General features: G+C 34.1%; 18 protein-coding genes. 8 read left to right on the forward strand and 10 right to left on the reverse strand.

The window, feature by feature from the left end:
* Nucleotides 1-70 precede the first annotated feature (70 nt).
* The 3 genes from VFM92_RS10540 to xseA are packed head-to-tail and all read left to right on the forward strand — an operon-like array spanning nucleotide 71 to nucleotide 2,414.
* Nucleotides 71-994, forward strand: a complete 924-nt coding sequence (locus VFM92_RS10540; RefSeq protein WP_325122183.1) for a universal stress protein — start codon at nucleotides 71-73, stop codon at nucleotides 992-994.
* A complete protein-coding gene (locus tag VFM92_RS10545) occupies nucleotides 994-1,170 on the forward strand; it encodes a hypothetical protein (protein ID WP_325122184.1) in 177 nt (58 codons plus the stop codon). Before VFM92_RS10540 ends, VFM92_RS10545 begins: the two co-directional genes overlap by 1 nt.
* Complete coding sequence (gene xseA / locus VFM92_RS10550; protein WP_325122185.1) at nucleotides 1,170-2,414, forward strand: exodeoxyribonuclease VII large subunit; 1,245 nt, start codon at nucleotides 1,170-1,172, stop codon at nucleotides 2,412-2,414. Before VFM92_RS10545 ends, xseA begins: the two co-directional genes overlap by 1 nt.
* A gap of 226 nt (nucleotides 2,415-2,640) precedes the next feature.
* Here the strand turns inward: xseA and VFM92_RS10555 are convergent, their stop codons facing one another.
* Both VFM92_RS10555 and VFM92_RS10560 read right to left on the reverse strand, forming a co-directional pair.
* A complete protein-coding gene (locus tag VFM92_RS10555) occupies nucleotides 2,641-3,423 on the reverse strand; it encodes a TIGR02757 family protein (protein WP_325122186.1) in 783 nt (260 codons plus the stop codon).
* 2 nt (nucleotides 3,424-3,425) lie between these two features.
* Nucleotides 3,426-4,928: a LysM peptidoglycan-binding domain-containing protein gene (locus VFM92_RS10560; protein ID WP_325122187.1), complete on the reverse strand. Its 1,503-nt coding sequence runs from the start codon at nucleotides 4,926-4,928 to the stop codon at nucleotides 3,426-3,428.
* 238 nt (nucleotides 4,929-5,166) lie between these two features.
* Here VFM92_RS10560 and VFM92_RS10565 point away from each other — a divergent pair, with 238 nt between their 5' ends.
* The 3 genes from VFM92_RS10565 to VFM92_RS10575 are packed head-to-tail and all read left to right on the forward strand — an operon-like array spanning nucleotide 5,167 to nucleotide 7,934.
* Nucleotides 5,167-6,510, forward strand: coding sequence for an NfeD family protein (locus VFM92_RS10565; RefSeq protein ID WP_325122188.1), 1,344 nt, complete (start codon nucleotides 5,167-5,169; stop codon nucleotides 6,508-6,510).
* Nucleotides 6,511-6,516: 6 nt separating this feature from the next.
* A complete protein-coding gene (gene kdsB / locus VFM92_RS10570) occupies nucleotides 6,517-7,257 on the forward strand; it encodes a 3-deoxy-manno-octulosonate cytidylyltransferase (RefSeq protein ID WP_325122189.1) in 741 nt (246 codons plus the stop codon).
* Nucleotides 7,254-7,934, forward strand: a complete 681-nt coding sequence (locus VFM92_RS10575) for a nitroreductase family protein (protein WP_325122190.1) — start codon at nucleotides 7,254-7,256, stop codon at nucleotides 7,932-7,934. The genes kdsB and VFM92_RS10575 overlap by 4 nt, the downstream gene beginning before the upstream one ends.
* Here VFM92_RS10575 and VFM92_RS10580 read toward each other — a convergent pair.
* Genes VFM92_RS10580 through VFM92_RS16925 form a run of 7 tightly spaced genes read right to left on the reverse strand, consistent with a single transcriptional unit; the run spans nucleotide 7,931 to nucleotide 11,694 of the window.
* Nucleotides 7,931-8,320 carry a hypothetical protein gene (locus VFM92_RS10580; RefSeq protein ID WP_325122191.1) on the reverse strand — a complete coding sequence of 130 codons (390 nt, stop codon included), beginning with the start codon at nucleotides 8,318-8,320 and terminating at the stop codon, nucleotides 7,931-7,933. The two genes, VFM92_RS10575 and VFM92_RS10580, sit on opposite strands and share 4 nt — an antisense overlap.
* 35 nt (nucleotides 8,321-8,355) lie before the next feature.
* The gene (locus VFM92_RS10585) at nucleotides 8,356-8,781 is read right to left on the reverse strand and encodes a hypothetical protein (RefSeq protein WP_325122192.1); all 426 of its coding nucleotides are present in this window, start codon (nucleotides 8,779-8,781) and stop codon (nucleotides 8,356-8,358) included.
* Between the two features lie 14 nt (nucleotides 8,782-8,795).
* The gene (gene hisIE / locus VFM92_RS10590; RefSeq protein ID WP_325122193.1) at nucleotides 8,796-9,392 is read right to left on the reverse strand and encodes a bifunctional phosphoribosyl-AMP cyclohydrolase/phosphoribosyl-ATP diphosphatase HisIE; all 597 of its coding nucleotides are present in this window, start codon (nucleotides 9,390-9,392) and stop codon (nucleotides 8,796-8,798) included.
* 26 nt (nucleotides 9,393-9,418) lie between these two features.
* Nucleotides 9,419-10,174, reverse strand: a complete 756-nt coding sequence (gene hisF / locus VFM92_RS10595) for an imidazole glycerol phosphate synthase subunit HisF (protein WP_325122194.1) — start codon at nucleotides 10,172-10,174, stop codon at nucleotides 9,419-9,421.
* 1 nt (nucleotide 10,175) lies between these two features.
* Nucleotides 10,176-10,892 carry a 1-(5-phosphoribosyl)-5-[(5-phosphoribosylamino)methylideneamino]imidazole-4-carboxamide isomerase gene (gene hisA, locus VFM92_RS10600; RefSeq protein WP_325122195.1) on the reverse strand — a complete coding sequence of 239 codons (717 nt, stop codon included), beginning with the start codon at nucleotides 10,890-10,892 and terminating at the stop codon, nucleotides 10,176-10,178.
* A gap of 4 nt (nucleotides 10,893-10,896) precedes the next feature.
* The gene (hisH, locus tag VFM92_RS10605; protein WP_325122196.1) at nucleotides 10,897-11,481 is read right to left on the reverse strand and encodes an imidazole glycerol phosphate synthase subunit HisH; all 585 of its coding nucleotides are present in this window, start codon (nucleotides 11,479-11,481) and stop codon (nucleotides 10,897-10,899) included.
* A gap of 12 nt (nucleotides 11,482-11,493) precedes the next feature.
* Nucleotides 11,494-11,694 carry a TraR/DksA C4-type zinc finger protein gene (locus tag VFM92_RS16925; protein ID WP_414675572.1) on the reverse strand — a complete coding sequence of 67 codons (201 nt, stop codon included), beginning with the start codon at nucleotides 11,692-11,694 and terminating at the stop codon, nucleotides 11,494-11,496.
* A 262-nt stretch (nucleotides 11,695-11,956) separates the two neighbouring features.
* Here VFM92_RS16925 and VFM92_RS10610 point away from each other — a divergent pair, with 262 nt between their 5' ends.
* On the forward strand, nucleotides 11,957-12,484 hold the full coding sequence (locus VFM92_RS10610) for a YceI family protein (protein ID WP_325122214.1): 528 nt from the start codon (nucleotides 11,957-11,959) through the stop codon (nucleotides 12,482-12,484).
* 38 nt (nucleotides 12,485-12,522) lie between these two features.
* Here the strand turns inward: VFM92_RS10610 and VFM92_RS10615 are convergent, their stop codons facing one another.
* Nucleotides 12,523-13,458, reverse strand: coding sequence for a hypothetical protein (locus VFM92_RS10615; RefSeq protein ID WP_325122197.1), 936 nt, complete (start codon nucleotides 13,456-13,458; stop codon nucleotides 12,523-12,525).
* Between the two features lie 149 nt (nucleotides 13,459-13,607).
* On the opposite strand from VFM92_RS10615, the gene VFM92_RS10620 reads away from it, so the two are divergent.
* Nucleotides 13,608-14,498, forward strand: a complete 891-nt coding sequence (locus tag VFM92_RS10620) for a phosphatase (RefSeq protein WP_325122198.1) — start codon at nucleotides 13,608-13,610, stop codon at nucleotides 14,496-14,498.
* Nucleotides 14,499-14,599 lie beyond the last annotated feature (101 nt).

A 14,599-nucleotide genomic window follows, 5' to 3' on the forward strand; every position in this document is an offset into this window, starting at 1 on the left:
TTTATTACATTTTTAATTAGTTTGGAAATTAGTGTTTGTACCTTTGTAACCGAATTCAGATTTTACCCTTATGTACCCAATCAAAAAAGTAATAATAGGATTAGATTTAAGTGACCTCGATAAAACTATGGTGGAGTTTGCGGATTTTTTAGCAAATGCCTCGGCTGTTGAGGAGGTTTATTTTGTAAATGTGATAAAAAACCTTTACGTACCTAAAGAGGTGCTCAAAGAATTTCCTGATATGGTAGACAATGTCATCAAAGAAAGGAAAAAAGAGATGGAAAAAAAGGCGGCAGAATTTTCAAAAGGGGAGCAAAACGAAAAATTTACTTTCAATATACTTACTGGAAAAATTGCGGACAGTATATTAAAATTCACAAAAGAAAAAGACATTGATCTGATAGTGATGGGGAGAAGGGAAAAGGCTGCGCAGAGTGGCGCTCTTTCTCAAAGATTGGCAAGAAGAGCAGCATGTAGCCTTTTGATTATCCCAGAAGGAACTACCCCAAAAATGGACAAGATTTTAGTACCAAGTGATTTCTCTGACTATTCCAAGCTGGCTTTGGAAGAAGCTATCAATGTTGCTCGTCTAAATCAGAATGTTACAGAAATCACAATTCAAAACGTATTCACCGTTCCAACAGGTTATCATTACACTGGAAAATCTTTTGAAGAATTTACTGAGGTAATGAGAAAAAATGCTGTTAAAAGCTATAAAAATTTTATTAGTAAAATTGATACAAAAGATATCAAAATCAAGTCTGTATATTCTCAAGACACAAATGAGGATGTAACCACCGACATGATTGATAAAGCGCATGAAATAAAGGCCAATGCAATTATTATTGGTGCAAAAGGCAGAACCTCTACCACAGCCTTTTTCTTGGGAAGCATAGCGGAAAGATTAATTCAGTTGGACAATGATATTCCATTAATGATTGTAAGGCCCAAAGGAAAAAATGCAGGATTTATAGAGTTTCTAAAAGAATTGTAATGCGTAAAACCATAGAAAAATTCTACGGCTGGCTTTTTGCAGATAAAGAAAGTGAGGAGGAAGTGCCATATGCCAACAAACGATTTATGTTTTGGTTTTCCATCATCAGTTTTGCAATAGTACTCTTTTTCATCATTAAAGATGTAGTTAAAAACATCCAAAACGTGCAACCATAATGCAGCACATTTCTCTTACAGACCTTAACCTGTTAATTAAAGATACACTAAACACTCAATTGGAGCCTTCCTATTGGGTAGTGGCAGAAATTGGTGAACTAAGAGAAGCAAGAAACGGGCATTGCTACATTGAATTTGTAGAAAAATATGAAGAAAGTAATCAATTACTGTCAAAGAGCAGAGCTACGATTTGGTCATACAGTTACAGAAGCATTAGCGCTTGGTTTCAGTCTATTACAGGGGAAAGCCTGAAAGCAGGCATGACTGTTTTGGCTAATGTGCAGATACAATTCCATGAAGTTTATGGTTTAAGCCTTAATGTGAAGGATATTGATCCTAACTTCACTTTAGGGGAAAGAGCCAGGAAAAAACAAGAGATTATCGCTCAGTTGAAGGAAGACGGTGTTTTTGAGATGAATAAAAGCCATGTTTTGCCTTTGGTTCCACAGCGAATAGCCGTTATCAGCGCTGAATCAGCAGCAGGTTACGGTGATTTCATGAATCAAATCTTAGATAACGATTTTAACTTCAAATTGCACAGCAAGCTTTTTATCGCCACTATGCAAGGTGATAAAGCAGCTAAAACAATAATTGAGGCTCTGCATCAAATCAATGAGCAAGTAGATAATTTTGATGCGGTAGTATTAATTCGAGGTGGTGGCGCTCAGGTAGATTTGGACTGTTTTGATGATTACGAATTAGCTTCGCACATTGCGCAATTCCCAATACCTATTTTTACAGGAATTGGGCATGAACGAGATGAAACCATTTGTGATTTGGTGGCGCATACAAAACTAAAAACGCCTACTGCAGTGGCAGAATTTCTAATTAGAGGAATGAGGATTTATGATGAAAAAATTAATTTAGCAACTCAAAATATATTGGCTCATCTCAATCAAAAAGTTGAAAGAGAGCAACATAAATTGAATGATCGCAAACATTCTATAAGGTATTCATTAAATAAGCATTTCAATAAAGCTGAAAATCAGCTGGCTCGCTATGAGCAAAAGTTACAATATAACGTTCGTAAAAACCTCCAAAATACTCATCAGAAGCTAGAAATCTACCAAAAGACATTAGAATTAATCAATCCTGAAACGGTTTTCAAAAAAGGCTATTCTTATACTAGCCTGAATGGCAAAAGCATTATGGGTCAGAAGCTTAAAAAAGGTGATGAATTGAAGACCATCACTGCTAAGCAGGAAATTAGAAGTACTGTGGAATCTGCTGAAAATAGGGATTAGAGTATGTTTTTAAAAACTATCACTTAAAAAAATTGTAGTGATTGTTTCGCAGAAAAAAGTAATTACCACTTGCTAAATGCAATCGGCAGGTATATATTTAAGTTCATGCGCAAATAATAATAGCAATATGAATCTATTAGATTGAGATTTCCTTACGACTTAGTACCTAGTGCTTAAAACTAATCCCAATGCACAATACGCACTGCCGACTACTACCAATTCGTAATTACTTCCCGTATCCTTCCATTATTCCCAGCCCGAAAAGCGCAAAATCATATTTCACTGGGTCATTAGCATCCATTTTTCTTAAGGCTTGTGTCAACTCTTCAGCTGTTTGCCAATCGGTTTGTTTTCTTTGGATTAAACCTAATTTTCGGGCTACTCGATCCACATGCAAATCGCAAGGACAAATTAAATCAGCTGGTTTGATATTATGCCAGATTCCAAAATCAACACCTCTATCATCTTGCCTTACCATCCACCTCAAGAACATGTTAATTCTTTTGCAAGCAGACTTTCTTTCAGGAGTTGCTATGTGTTTGCGGGTTCTTTGAGGAGCCAATTCGGAAGCAAAAAAGAAATGGTGGAAAGCTATCAGGCTCTGCTTCATAAAATCCGTTTCCGAAGATTTACCGAGCAAAAAAGCATCTTCAAGACTTTCATGTTTTTGATAAAATTCTTTAAAGAAATGGATAAAATAAAGGGTATCAATATCATTGAAAGTTCGATGCTTGAACTGCATTAACACCTTCAAATCTTGATCAGAATGATTTAATATAAATTCATGTGGACTATTGCCCATCATGGCCATCAACTCTTCGCACTTATTAATAATAGTTTTTCGTTGACCCCACGCTAAAATAGAAGCAAAAAAAGCAGAAACTTCTATATCCTGCTTTTTGGAGAAAAAATGAGGGATGCAAATTGGATCGTTTTCAATGAAATCAGGACGATTATATAAATCGTACTTTTCATCTAATAATGATTTTACTTGATCGAAATCAATCATTTTCAATCTTTCAACGGCAGGTAGCTGATTTCCACAGGGAATTTGTAATCAACCCCACCTAGTTTTTCAAATGCACTTTTAGAGATTCTAATAATTACCCTTTCATCGACCCCTGTATTAGGCAACTTTCCTAATACTCTCACGAATACAAATTGGTCGTTTAAATCATTTCGAACTTGCATGATGGTTCCAATTTTTGCAGTTCTATGTAACGCCAGATATTTTTCCGTTCCTTCCGAACCCTCTATAACTTCTGCTATTCCTGTCTCTTCAATCTTATTTATTTTGGGCATATCATCCTCCTCTACCGTGAAATAAGCTTTTGTATCCTGTTTTTGTGGATTTTCAGTCAGTTTAGACTTTTCTTTGCTCAACTCAACATCTTCTTCTTTATCTACTTTTTCACCCATTACAATATCTACGGTTAGGGCATCCGGATTTTTTATATATAACCTTTGACCTAAGCTTAACTTATAATTATCTAAACTATTCCATTTCCTTAGATCTTCTACCTCAACATTATATTTTTCAGCCAAACTAAATAATGTTTCTCCTGATTGAACCGTATGAGTTTTTGAATCGAGTTTTACTTTTTCAACTACTTCCTCCTTTTCAATTTCTTCTGCTGTCTCCTCCTCAACTTTTGGTGCTACAATTTTGATAACTTCTCCACCTATAAAAGGCTCTTTAAACTTATTCCATTTCTTAAGGTCTGATTCTTCCAAGTTATACAGATTTGCTACTTTCTCATAAGTTTCTCCTCTCTTAGCATTATGAAAGGTCTGGACACTTGAAGAATAGCGTTCCGTCACTTCAGGTTTAACCTCTTCTTTTTTATCTGATTGAGCGGATTTGATTATTAATTTCTGCCCAACTGCAATATTATTATCTTTCAAGCCATTGAGTTCGATAATATCACTTTGTGTAACTTCATATTGTTTTGAAATACTATAAATTGTTTCTCCTAAATCTACAACATGGACGATTTGCTCATTATTGTCTGCTTTTGCTAATTCGCGATTTTGCTTTTTATTCGTAGGGAATTTTGATGGATCACTAACCCATAAAATTTGTCCAATATTAAGATTGGATGATTGCAAATCATTCCATTTCATAATATCATCTTGACTGACATTATATAGTTTTGAGATAGAATAAATGGTTTCTCCAGCTTTAACAGTATGCTTTTTTAAATTTGAATCTGCTGAATTAACAACTGCAGATGATGCAAATTCTTCTTCTTTATATGGAATTAAAAGTTCACGACCAATTTGATCAATATTATATCCATCCTTTTCTTTTGGATTAACTTCTTCAATTTCAGCAACAGATACATGATATCGCTTACCTAAGGAATAAAGAGTTTCTCTCGGCTCTAGTTTGTGGATAATATATTTCCTTCCATCAATAACTTTGATCCCTACAGAATCTACAGCGGATGCATTTAAATTAAGAGAGGCAATAAATATGAAAAATAAACTGGCTAATAAAATTTTTATCTTCATGTTTTTTAGGGTATCGAATTCCTTTACAAAAATGGTTATTATGTAATGATAAGTAAAACAAAACTCGGTTTTAATTCTCGAATCAATGAAGAAAACGTGATTTTGCTTTGTGGATTATAGAAAACTGAATTTAAAATTATATTAAGTAATAGCTTCTTCTCAAAATTTTTAAAAATGTCACAATATATTATTGTTGCTTAACTACTATTCTCTTAAATTGAATGCATAATTTTTATACATGAAAAAAACAGCCTTTATTTTATTTATTCTGGGAATAATTCAAATCCAAGTTTTTGCCGACACTTTATCCACAAAAAAAGAGGTATTTATCATGGAAATAAAAGACCAGATAGATGCTAGAACCACTCGTTATGTAGAATTAGCACTTCAAGAGGCCAAAGATCGGAATTCTACACATATTCTTATTGTAATTAATACCTATGGTGGAGCGCTCTATGATGCGGATGATATTCGCTCTGCACTTTTAAATTTAGATATTCCAGTTTATGTTTTTATTGATAATAATGCAGCTTCTGCTGGGGCGCTTATTTCTATTGCTTGTGATAGTATATACATGGCACCTGGTGGAAGCATTGGAGCGGCTACAGTTGTTAATCAGACTGGTGAAGCAGCTCCGGATAAGTACCAATCTTATATGCGCTCCATGATGCGGGCAACAGCAGAAGCATCGGGAAGGAATCCTCAGATAGCGGAAGCTATGGTAGACGAGAAAATTGAAATTGAAGGAATTACTAAAGCCGGTGAAGTCATTACTTTTTCCACCTCAGAAGCTATTAAATACGATTTTTGCGAAGGTCAGTTCACCAGCACTAATGAATTGTTAACCTATTTAAATTTAAACGAGAATGTTTATCGATATGAAGTCAGCACAACAGAAGCAATAATTTCATTTTTCATTAATCCATTTATAAGCGGAATATTAATATTAATTATCATAGGAGGAATATATTTTGAATTACAAACACCAGGAGTTGGCTTTCCAATTATGGCTTCTATAATTGCTTTAGTGCTTTATTTAGTACCATATTATTTAAATGGTCTGGCTGAAAACTGGGAGATATTAGCTTTTATAATAGGATTAATCTTAATAGCTGTTGAGGTGTTTGTCATTCCAGGTTTTGGAATTTTCGGAATTTTAGGACTGATTTTATCGCTCGGCTCTTTGGTATTCATCATGTTAAATAATGAAGCTTTTGATTTTGATTTTGTACCGAGCGAAAATATTACTAGTGCGCTACTTACCACATTAACTGGATTATTCGGAAGTATAGTTCTGATGTTTATTGGAGGAGTACGACTTACAAATAGTAAATTCTTTAAAAGAGTTGCTTTGCAAGGAGTTCAAGCAAAAACGGAAGGTTACTCATCAAGATTTATAGTTGAAAAAATGGCAGGAAAAACAGGGACGGTTTTTTCAGTACTTCGACCAAGTGGAAAAGTAGAAATAGAGGGTGAATTATATGATGCCAATACCAGAGGTGAATATCTGGAACAAGGAGAAAAAATAGTAGTGGTCGATGAAAGTGGAACAAGCCTTAAAGTAAAAAAAGCTGAAAACTAAGAAAATATGGACATAATTGGAATAATACCAGCACGATTTGCATCAACCAGATTTCCTGGTAAGCCATTAGTAGATATTGCTGGAAAGACCATGATTCAGAGAGTTATCGAACAATGCAAAAAGTCGAGCGCTTTAAAAAAGGTGATTGTAGCTACCGATGACGATAGAATTTTGGATCATGTTAAAAGCTTGGGACATGAGGTGTATATGACAAGTTCTACCCATAAAAATGGAACTGAAAGATGTCATGAAGCCTTAAAATTAATAACAGAAAGCTTTGATTATGTCATTAATATTCAAGGAGATGAGCCCTTTATTGATCCTGAACAAATAAATCTTTTGGCTAGCGTTCTGGATAGAAAAACTGAAATTGCTACTTTAATTAAAAATATAGATGAATTAGAAGATCTCCAAAATCCTAATGTCATAAAGGCTCTAAAAGCTGATAGTGGATTAGCATTATATTTCTCTAGATCACCTATACCTCATATGAGAAATATCCCTACGGAGGACTGGATGAAAAGCCATCAGCATTACAAGCACATAGGGATTTATGCCTATCGAGTAGATATTCTTGCCAAATTAGTAACACTTTCTCCTACTCCATTAGAACTAGCTGAATCACTTGAGCAATTACGCTGGATTGAAAATGGATACAGAATAAAGACTGCAATCACACCTATTGAAACTGTAGGAATTGATAGTCCTGCTGACCTTGAAAAAGCCTTGAAAGAAATGAAATTATGAAGGAAAAGTTAATAAATGGTCATCCTCACATTCAATTAAAATTTGATAATCCCGATATCAGAACCATAATTACTAGAAGTGAAGATTTCTATTTATCAATGAATAAAAGAAGATCAGTTCGCGATTTTTCGGACCAAGATATTCCAAAAGAAGTAATTGAAAATATTATTAAAACAGCTTCAACGGCACCATCAGGAGCTCACAAACAACCTTGGACATTTTGTATCATATCTAATCCTGGATTGAAAAAGAAAATTCGAGAAGCAGCAGAAAAAGAAGAACAAAAAAGCTATCAAAACCGAATGACTGAACAGTGGTTGAAAGACTTAGAACCTATTGGTACGGATTGGGAAAAACCATTTCTGGAAACTGCGCCCTACCTTATCATTGTCTTTAAAAAGATTTTTGATGAAGACAATGGCGAAAAGAAAACCAATTATTATGTAAATGAATCAGTTGGAATCGCTTGTGGGTTTTTGATAGCTGCAATTCACCAGGTTGGTTTGGTAACCTTAACGCATACACCAAGTCCCATGAATTTTTTATCAAAAATTTTAAAAATACCCAAAAATGAAAGGCCTTATTTGTTATTACCTGTCGGTTATCCAGCCGAAGAGACTTATGTCCCTAAGCTTGAGAGAAAGAGCTTAAATGAGATAGCTGATTTTTATAGTTAAGGTGAAATTATGAGTTTCTGGTCTCCTTCTACAAGTTGAATATGACAGCAATCTTTTCCAATAATCATTTTATGTTCAACGACATTTGCACCATTGATTGCACCAAAGAAAACAACTTCATTTCCATCAAAAGATAAGATTTCCATTTGTCCATCTGTGGCAACTGGATAAAAGCCATCTTTTGTTTCGTATACATCGTCTGGAATGTCTATTTTTTCTCCTTCAATTTCGATATAAAATTCATCTAGCAAAACAGCCTTTCCTTCAGAATCTACTATTTCCAAATCAATAATTTTGAATTCCATAGTGCACATTATATCCGGATCGCAAGGCTCTTCATTTTTATCCTGCACCTTAGAATTTGTATCCTGGCATGTGGCTGCCATAGAAATAAAGCAAAAAAGTATGAATAAATTTTTCATCATTCTGATATTACGATGTTGGCTTCCCCTTCAATTAATTGAATATGACAGCAATCATGGCCGATAACCATTTGGTGTTCTACCAAATTATCACCATTCTTAACTCCGACAAAAATCAAGGTAGTTCCTTCTCTTTCTAATTCGTCTATTTCTGCATCAGTGATCACAGGATATATTCCTTCTATTGCCTGAGCCTCATTGTATTCATATTCAAACTTCTTTCTTGAATCGTAAAAGGTATAAAAATCATCTAGTACCACAGGATTTCCTTCAGAATCTACTATTTCCAAAAGAATTGTCTTGAATTCTTCTGTGCAAAGTAATAGTTCCCGTTGACAATCATCTGCATCTACTTTTTCTTCCTCACAAGAGATGAATGAAAAGGCAAAAAGCACTACAAAAAAATGTAACCTTTGGAATTTCATGATATTTTATTCTACTAACGATGTCTTTCTTCTAATATTTTCACCACATCTTGTAATTTATATCCTTTTGCTTGCAGTAAAATCAGGTAATGAAATAGTAAATCTGCTGATTCATTGAGAAATAGTTCTTCATTATCATCTTTAGCTTCTATAACCACTTCCACAGCCTCTTCACCTACTTTTTGAGCAATTTTATTGATTCCTTTATCAAACAAACTTTTCACATAAGATTTCTCGCTATCTCCATTCTTCCGAGCCTCAATTACAGATTCTAAATGATCAATGAATCCAATTCCTTCATTTTTTTCATCCCAACAGGTATCAGCACCAGTATGACAGGTAGGTCCATCTGGATTTACTTTAATAAGAAAAGTATCCTGATCGCAGTCTAATGAAATATCTACCAGGTTTAGAAAATTTGAAGAGGATTCACCTTTCATCCAAAGTCTATTTTTTGACCTGCTGTAGAACGTTACTTTTCCGGAAGACTGGGTTTTCCCTAATGCTTCCTCATTCATATAGCCAAGCATCAAGACTTTTCCAGTTACAGCATCTTGAATAACTGCGGGTAGTAAACCATTTTCACCTTTTGAAAAATCGGGTTTTTGCATAATTTAACTATTATTAAATCTATAGATTAGATTCTTGTTGGTATATTTTTATTCTTTAAATATGTTTTCAAGTCGGGTATACCAATTTCTTTGAAATGAAATATACTTGCTGCTAAAGCGGCATCAGATTTCCCAGTAGTAAAGGTATCATAAAAATGTTGCATATTCCCTGCGCCACCAGAGGCAATCACAGGAACATTCACTAAGCTTGAAATTTTGCTCAGCAATTCATCTGCAAAGCCTGATTTTGTACCGTCATGGTCCATAGAAGTCAGTAAAATCTCTCCTGCTCCTAATTCTACTGCTTTTTGAATCCAGACTTCAGTTTCCCACTCTGTAGGCTTTGAACCACCGTGGGTATGTACGATATTTTTATCGCCAACTCTTCTGGAATCTACGGCCACCACTATGCACTGAGAACCGAATTCATCAGACATCTCTTTGATAATTTGTGGATTTCGAACAGCAGCAGAATTTACAGATACTTTATCTGCTCCAGCTGCTAAAAGAATAGAAACATCTTCCACCGTGCTGATTCCTCCACCTACTGTAAAAGGAATATTGATCGCTTCAGCTACTTTTTCAACCAACTCGACCAATGTTTTTCTCTTCTCATTAGTGGCTGTGATATCTAAAAAAACCAGCTCATCTGCTCCTTCTTTTGCGTAAATTTTGGCCAATTCAACAGGATCACCCGCGTCTCTTAACTCTAAAAAATTTACGCCTTTTACAGTACGACCATTTTTGATATCCAAGCAAGGAATTATTCTTTTTGTCAACATATTATTGAAATTGCTTTAATTCTGATAGGTCAATTCTTTTTTCGTAAATAGCCTTTCCTACTATCGCACCATAAACATTCATTTCCTGCAAAATTTGCAAGTCATTTACGTTACTTACACCTCCACTCGCAATTAATTTCACCTCAGGGAATCTATCTAGAATATTTTGATATAATTGATTGGAAGTACCCTGGAGAGCTCCATCTTTTGAAACATCAGTGCAAATCACATATCTCAAACCCTTTGCTAAATAATGCTCTAAAAAATCAAAAATATGCTTTTCTGAACTTTCCTGCCAACCATGGATGGCGATATGTTCACCTTTGACATCAGCACCTAAAATGATTTTTTCACCTCCAAATTCATCAATCCATTCCGTAAACAGACTTTCATTTTTTACGGCTATGCTCCCGCCTGTTATTTGATTTGCTCCTGCCTCAAATACCGATTTTAAATCTTCTGTACTTTGTACACCTCCTCCAAAATCAATTGTTAAATTGGTATTACTGGCTATTGTTTTAAGTACCTCCAAATTCACTACTTTCTTTGCCTTTGCCCCGTCTAGATCGACCAAATGTAATCTTTTAATTCCAGCTGCTTCAAACTCTTTGGCTACTTCCAATGGATTATCATTGTATTCTGTTTTTTGATTGTAATCTCCTTTCGTGAGGCGAACACATTTTCCCCCTATAATATCAATGGCTGGTATAATATGCATAATCTTATAATTCGAATAAAAAATTCTTTAAAAACTGTTCCCCAGCTTCTGCACTTTTTTCAGGATGTGGCTGGATAGCGTAGAAATTATCCTTTTTTAATACATTACTGAAAGGCAACATATAATCTGTTTGCGAAATAGTTTGATTACATAATTCCGCATAAAACGAGTGTACAAAATAAAAATAAGCAGGTGACTCAATACCTCTAAAAATAATATCTTCTGATAAACTACCTGTATTCCATCCCATGTGTGGAACTTTCAATTCATTAGGAAACTTCTTTACTTTGGCATTGAATACCCCCAAACATTCAGTATCCTTTTCCTCTGAATGTGTACAAAGTAATTGTAAACCTAGGCAGATACCTAAAAAAGGTTTTTCAATAGATTGAATTACTTTATCTAACTCTCTTTCTTTTAAATATTTCATGGCAGATTTTGCCTCCCCTTGGCCAGGAAAAATAACTCGATCTGCTGCTAAAATCTTTTCAGGATTATCGGTCAATTCTCCTTCAATTCCTAACCGCTTCAAAGCCAACATCACTGACTTAATATTACCAGCATTATACTTTATTACTACTACTTTCATCTGTCTTTACTACTATAGATTTGCACATTTTAAACATATAGAACTAGAAGGCATCAATAATAATTTATTGTTATTAATTTCATTTCCACACCTAGAACACTTGCCAAATTTAGGTGAATCATAAATTGAAAGCCAACGGTTTAAACCATTCAATTCGCTCTCTGCTTTTTGGATCTGTGATTCACTTATTGCTTTATTATTGATATAATCCATCCGACTAAGTCTACCAACTGAGTTATCAAAACCTTGTGGTTTAATTGCTTCTTTCAATTCCTTAAGGATGTCTTCAAATGTAGTTTTTCTTCCTCAGTCATAGCAATGATTTTATCACTAAAAACTGCAAGTTACTAATTGTATTCTTAACCTATGACAATATTATGATGAAGGTGATAATTAATTTATAATAGGTACAAACTTTATTAATGTATCTACGTTAATTGTTGATACATACAATAACAAAACGTTAATTAAAATTATTATGGCTACTAAATGGAATATCGATCCAACCCACAGTGAAGTACAATTTAAGGTAAAACACTTGGTAATCTCAACCGTAACTGGTCAATTTAACAAGTTTGAAGGCAGCTTAGAATCAGACAAGGAAGACTTTGATGGTGCAAAAGCAGCATTCAAATTAGAATCAGCAAGTATTGACACTAATGTTGCAGATAGAGATAATCATTTGAAATCTGCAGAATTTTTTGATGCTGAAAAATTTCCACACATTAAATTTGAAAATGGTAAACTAACTAAAACTGGTTCAGAATATAAATTGACTGGAGATTTAACCATCAAAGAAAATACAAAAAGCATCACATTAGATGTAGAATATGGTGGCTCAATGGTTGATGGATACGGACAAAACAAAGCTGGTTTTGAAATAACCGGAAAAATCAATAGGAAAGAATTTGGATTAACATGGAATGCAGTAACCGAAGCAGGTGGAGTTGTAGTGGGTGATGAGGTAAGATTAATATTGAATGTACAAGTGGTAAAATCTTAAAACAAAAAAGGGCTGATAAAAATTAGCCCTTTTTTGTTTTAAAATCTTCTCCGATTGAATATTCCTCCACCTCTTCTTCCTCTCTTAGGTTTAATATTATATCTTTTACCTCCTTTACCAAAAATTTTGTTAAGAAATGCGCCTTGGATATAAAATTCTGCTCTTACATTTACAATAAAATAATGATCATTATTTTCTGGATTTCCTCTAATCTCGCCAAGACCAGTTGGGTCAGATAAAGCAGCTGCAGTTATATCTTCAGGATTATTTAAATCAAATAGTGCTCTTTCTGGATATCCTCTACCACTTACATCATCCATGTAATCGGTAAAAGTAATACGGTTACTTACCTGTGCGGTCACATCTATAAACTCCGTTACTTTCACTCTTAACCCAACGCCTACAGGTACTACTAATGCAAAACGACCATAATCATTTGGTCTTTCTGTTTGGTATTGTCTTAAAGATACCATTTCGCCAGCCCTTGGAGCGGGGATACTATCTCCGCCAATTATTGCATATTGTGGAACCTCTGCTCTTGGATCAAAAAGAACAACTCCAATTCCAGCTACCACATAAGGATTAAATAATCTTCTTTGGGTAAAACGAGTTTCGGTAGGAAAAAGAGATAAAGAAGTAATAGCACTTAACTCCAGATTATTGGATATAAAAGATAACCCTCTAGAACGAGTGTTTAATTCTGGGTCAATGTCCTGGTCATCTCCTGATAATTGAAAGGCCATTAAATTTAAACCAACATTAACTCGGTTATTAACACGATATTGGATACCACCAACTATATTCAGTTTAGTATCAAAATAAGAACCTGGATTAGTCAAATCACCTAAACTTCTTGCATAACCAAGACCGCCAGTAGCCATCCAACGTCTATTAATTCTATTGGAATAGAAACTTTGAGCAAACATTTCTGTCCCAAGTATTAATAATATCGATATTAGAAGTATTCTTTTCATAATATTTTGCCAATAACAAATATAATTATTTTTTTAGAATAATAGCTTTCTTAAAATTATTATCTTAAGAAAAGACAAAACTACAAAATATTCGAAGCTTTTATCCTGGATAATAGATACAAATCAAGCAATTTTTTGTTTTTTTGGGAATGTTAAAATTAGCTGCTATTGACATAGGCTCCAACGCTATTAGAATACAATTAACGAGAGTTACATTATACGAAGGAAATATTACGTTCAAGAGACTTGAATATGTTCGTTTTCCTCTTCGTTTGGGTCAAGATGTTTTTACTACCGGTAGAATAAGTGACCCATCAAAAGCTAAATTTATTAAACTAATGCAAGCCTTTAAAATATTAATTGACTTGTATGAAGTAGACGATTACATGGGCTGCGCTACTTCAGCTATGAGAGAAGCTGAAAATGGAAAGGAAATAATTGATCAAGTAAAGGATGAATTCAATTTAGATATTGAAATTATAGATGGGGATAAAGAGGCTGATATGATTAATAAGGCTATTTTTCCATATATGGATGATAAGGCATACCTACATATTGATGTTGGTGGTGGAAGCACAGAATTTAATTTTTACCAAAATAATGAAAAACTCCTTTCTAAGTCTTTCAGGATTGGTTCGGTGAGGCATTTGGAAACAGATAGCAGTCATCACATGTGGGATGACATGAAAAATTGGATTATGCAGAAAGTAATAAAAAAATCATTGAAAATCCATGCCATAGGAACCGGAGGAAATATTAATAAAGTTCAGGATTTGGCAAGAAAAAAAGCTGGTAAGCCTATTAGTTTAAATAAAGTAAAAGAGATTCAAGCTTATATAAAAAGCTTCACTATGAGCGAAAGAATCAATAAGTTACAATTGAATCCTGACAGAGCGGATGTTATAATACCTGCCTTAGACATTTATATTAATGCAATGGCTTGGTCAAAATCACCAAGCATAATTGTACCTGATAGTGGACTAAAAGATGGTATTATGCAAGTTTTGTACGAGAGGAATAAAGATAAATTAGAATCATAATGAAAATATATCCCAGCTTATAACAATCATTTCTTATCTACCCACTATTTCAAACATCATGATGAATAAAAGAAGTCTGGATTATATTCCAAACTTCTTTT

This window comes from Marivirga sp. (assembly GCF_035704835.1).
Classification (GTDB): domain Bacteria; phylum Bacteroidota; class Bacteroidia; order Cytophagales; family Cyclobacteriaceae; genus Marivirga.

What these genes read in the sequence shown, in the direction of transcription:
- VFM92_RS16925 (WP_414675572.1), bottom strand. Translation starts at nt 11,694, where the DNA reads ATGGATTATATCAATAATAAAGCAATAAGTGAATCACAGATCCAAAAA.
- kdsB (WP_325122189.1), top strand. Translation starts at nt 6,517, where the DNA reads ATGGACATAATTGGAATAATACCAGCACGATTTGCATCAACCAGATTT.
- VFM92_RS10560 (WP_325122187.1), bottom strand. Translation starts at nt 4,928, where the DNA reads ATGAAGATAAAAATTTTATTAGCCAGTTTATTTTTCATATTTATTGCC.
- VFM92_RS10540 (WP_325122183.1), top strand. Translation starts at nt 71, where the DNA reads ATGTACCCAATCAAAAAAGTAATAATAGGATTAGATTTAAGTGACCTC.
- hisA (WP_325122195.1), bottom strand. Translation starts at nt 10,892, where the DNA reads ATGCATATTATACCAGCCATTGATATTATAGGGGGAAAATGTGTTCGC.
- hisIE (WP_325122193.1), bottom strand. Translation starts at nt 9,392, where the DNA reads ATGCAAAAACCCGATTTTTCAAAAGGTGAAAATGGTTTACTACCCGCA.
- VFM92_RS10580 (WP_325122191.1), bottom strand. Translation starts at nt 8,320, where the DNA reads ATGGCAGCCACATGCCAGGATACAAATTCTAAGGTGCAGGATAAAAAT.
- VFM92_RS10615 (WP_325122197.1), bottom strand. Translation starts at nt 13,458, where the DNA reads ATGAAAAGAATACTTCTAATATCGATATTATTAATACTTGGGACAGAA.
- VFM92_RS10555 (WP_325122186.1), bottom strand. Translation starts at nt 3,423, where the DNA reads ATGATTGATTTCGATCAAGTAAAATCATTATTAGATGAAAAGTACGAT.
- VFM92_RS10565 (WP_325122188.1), top strand. Translation starts at nt 5,167, where the DNA reads ATGAAAAAAACAGCCTTTATTTTATTTATTCTGGGAATAATTCAAATC.
- hisH (WP_325122196.1), bottom strand. Translation starts at nt 11,481, where the DNA reads ATGAAAGTAGTAGTAATAAAGTATAATGCTGGTAATATTAAGTCAGTG.
- VFM92_RS10545 (WP_325122184.1), top strand. Translation starts at nt 994, where the DNA reads ATGCGTAAAACCATAGAAAAATTCTACGGCTGGCTTTTTGCAGATAAA.
- VFM92_RS10575 (WP_325122190.1), top strand. Translation starts at nt 7,254, where the DNA reads ATGAAGGAAAAGTTAATAAATGGTCATCCTCACATTCAATTAAAATTT.
- hisF (WP_325122194.1), bottom strand. Translation starts at nt 10,174, where the DNA reads ATGTTGACAAAAAGAATAATTCCTTGCTTGGATATCAAAAATGGTCGT.
- xseA (WP_325122185.1), top strand. Translation starts at nt 1,170, where the DNA reads ATGCAGCACATTTCTCTTACAGACCTTAACCTGTTAATTAAAGATACA.
- VFM92_RS10585 (WP_325122192.1), bottom strand. Translation starts at nt 8,781, where the DNA reads ATGAAATTCCAAAGGTTACATTTTTTTGTAGTGCTTTTTGCCTTTTCA.
- VFM92_RS10620 (WP_325122198.1), top strand. Translation starts at nt 13,608, where the DNA reads ATGTTAAAATTAGCTGCTATTGACATAGGCTCCAACGCTATTAGAATA.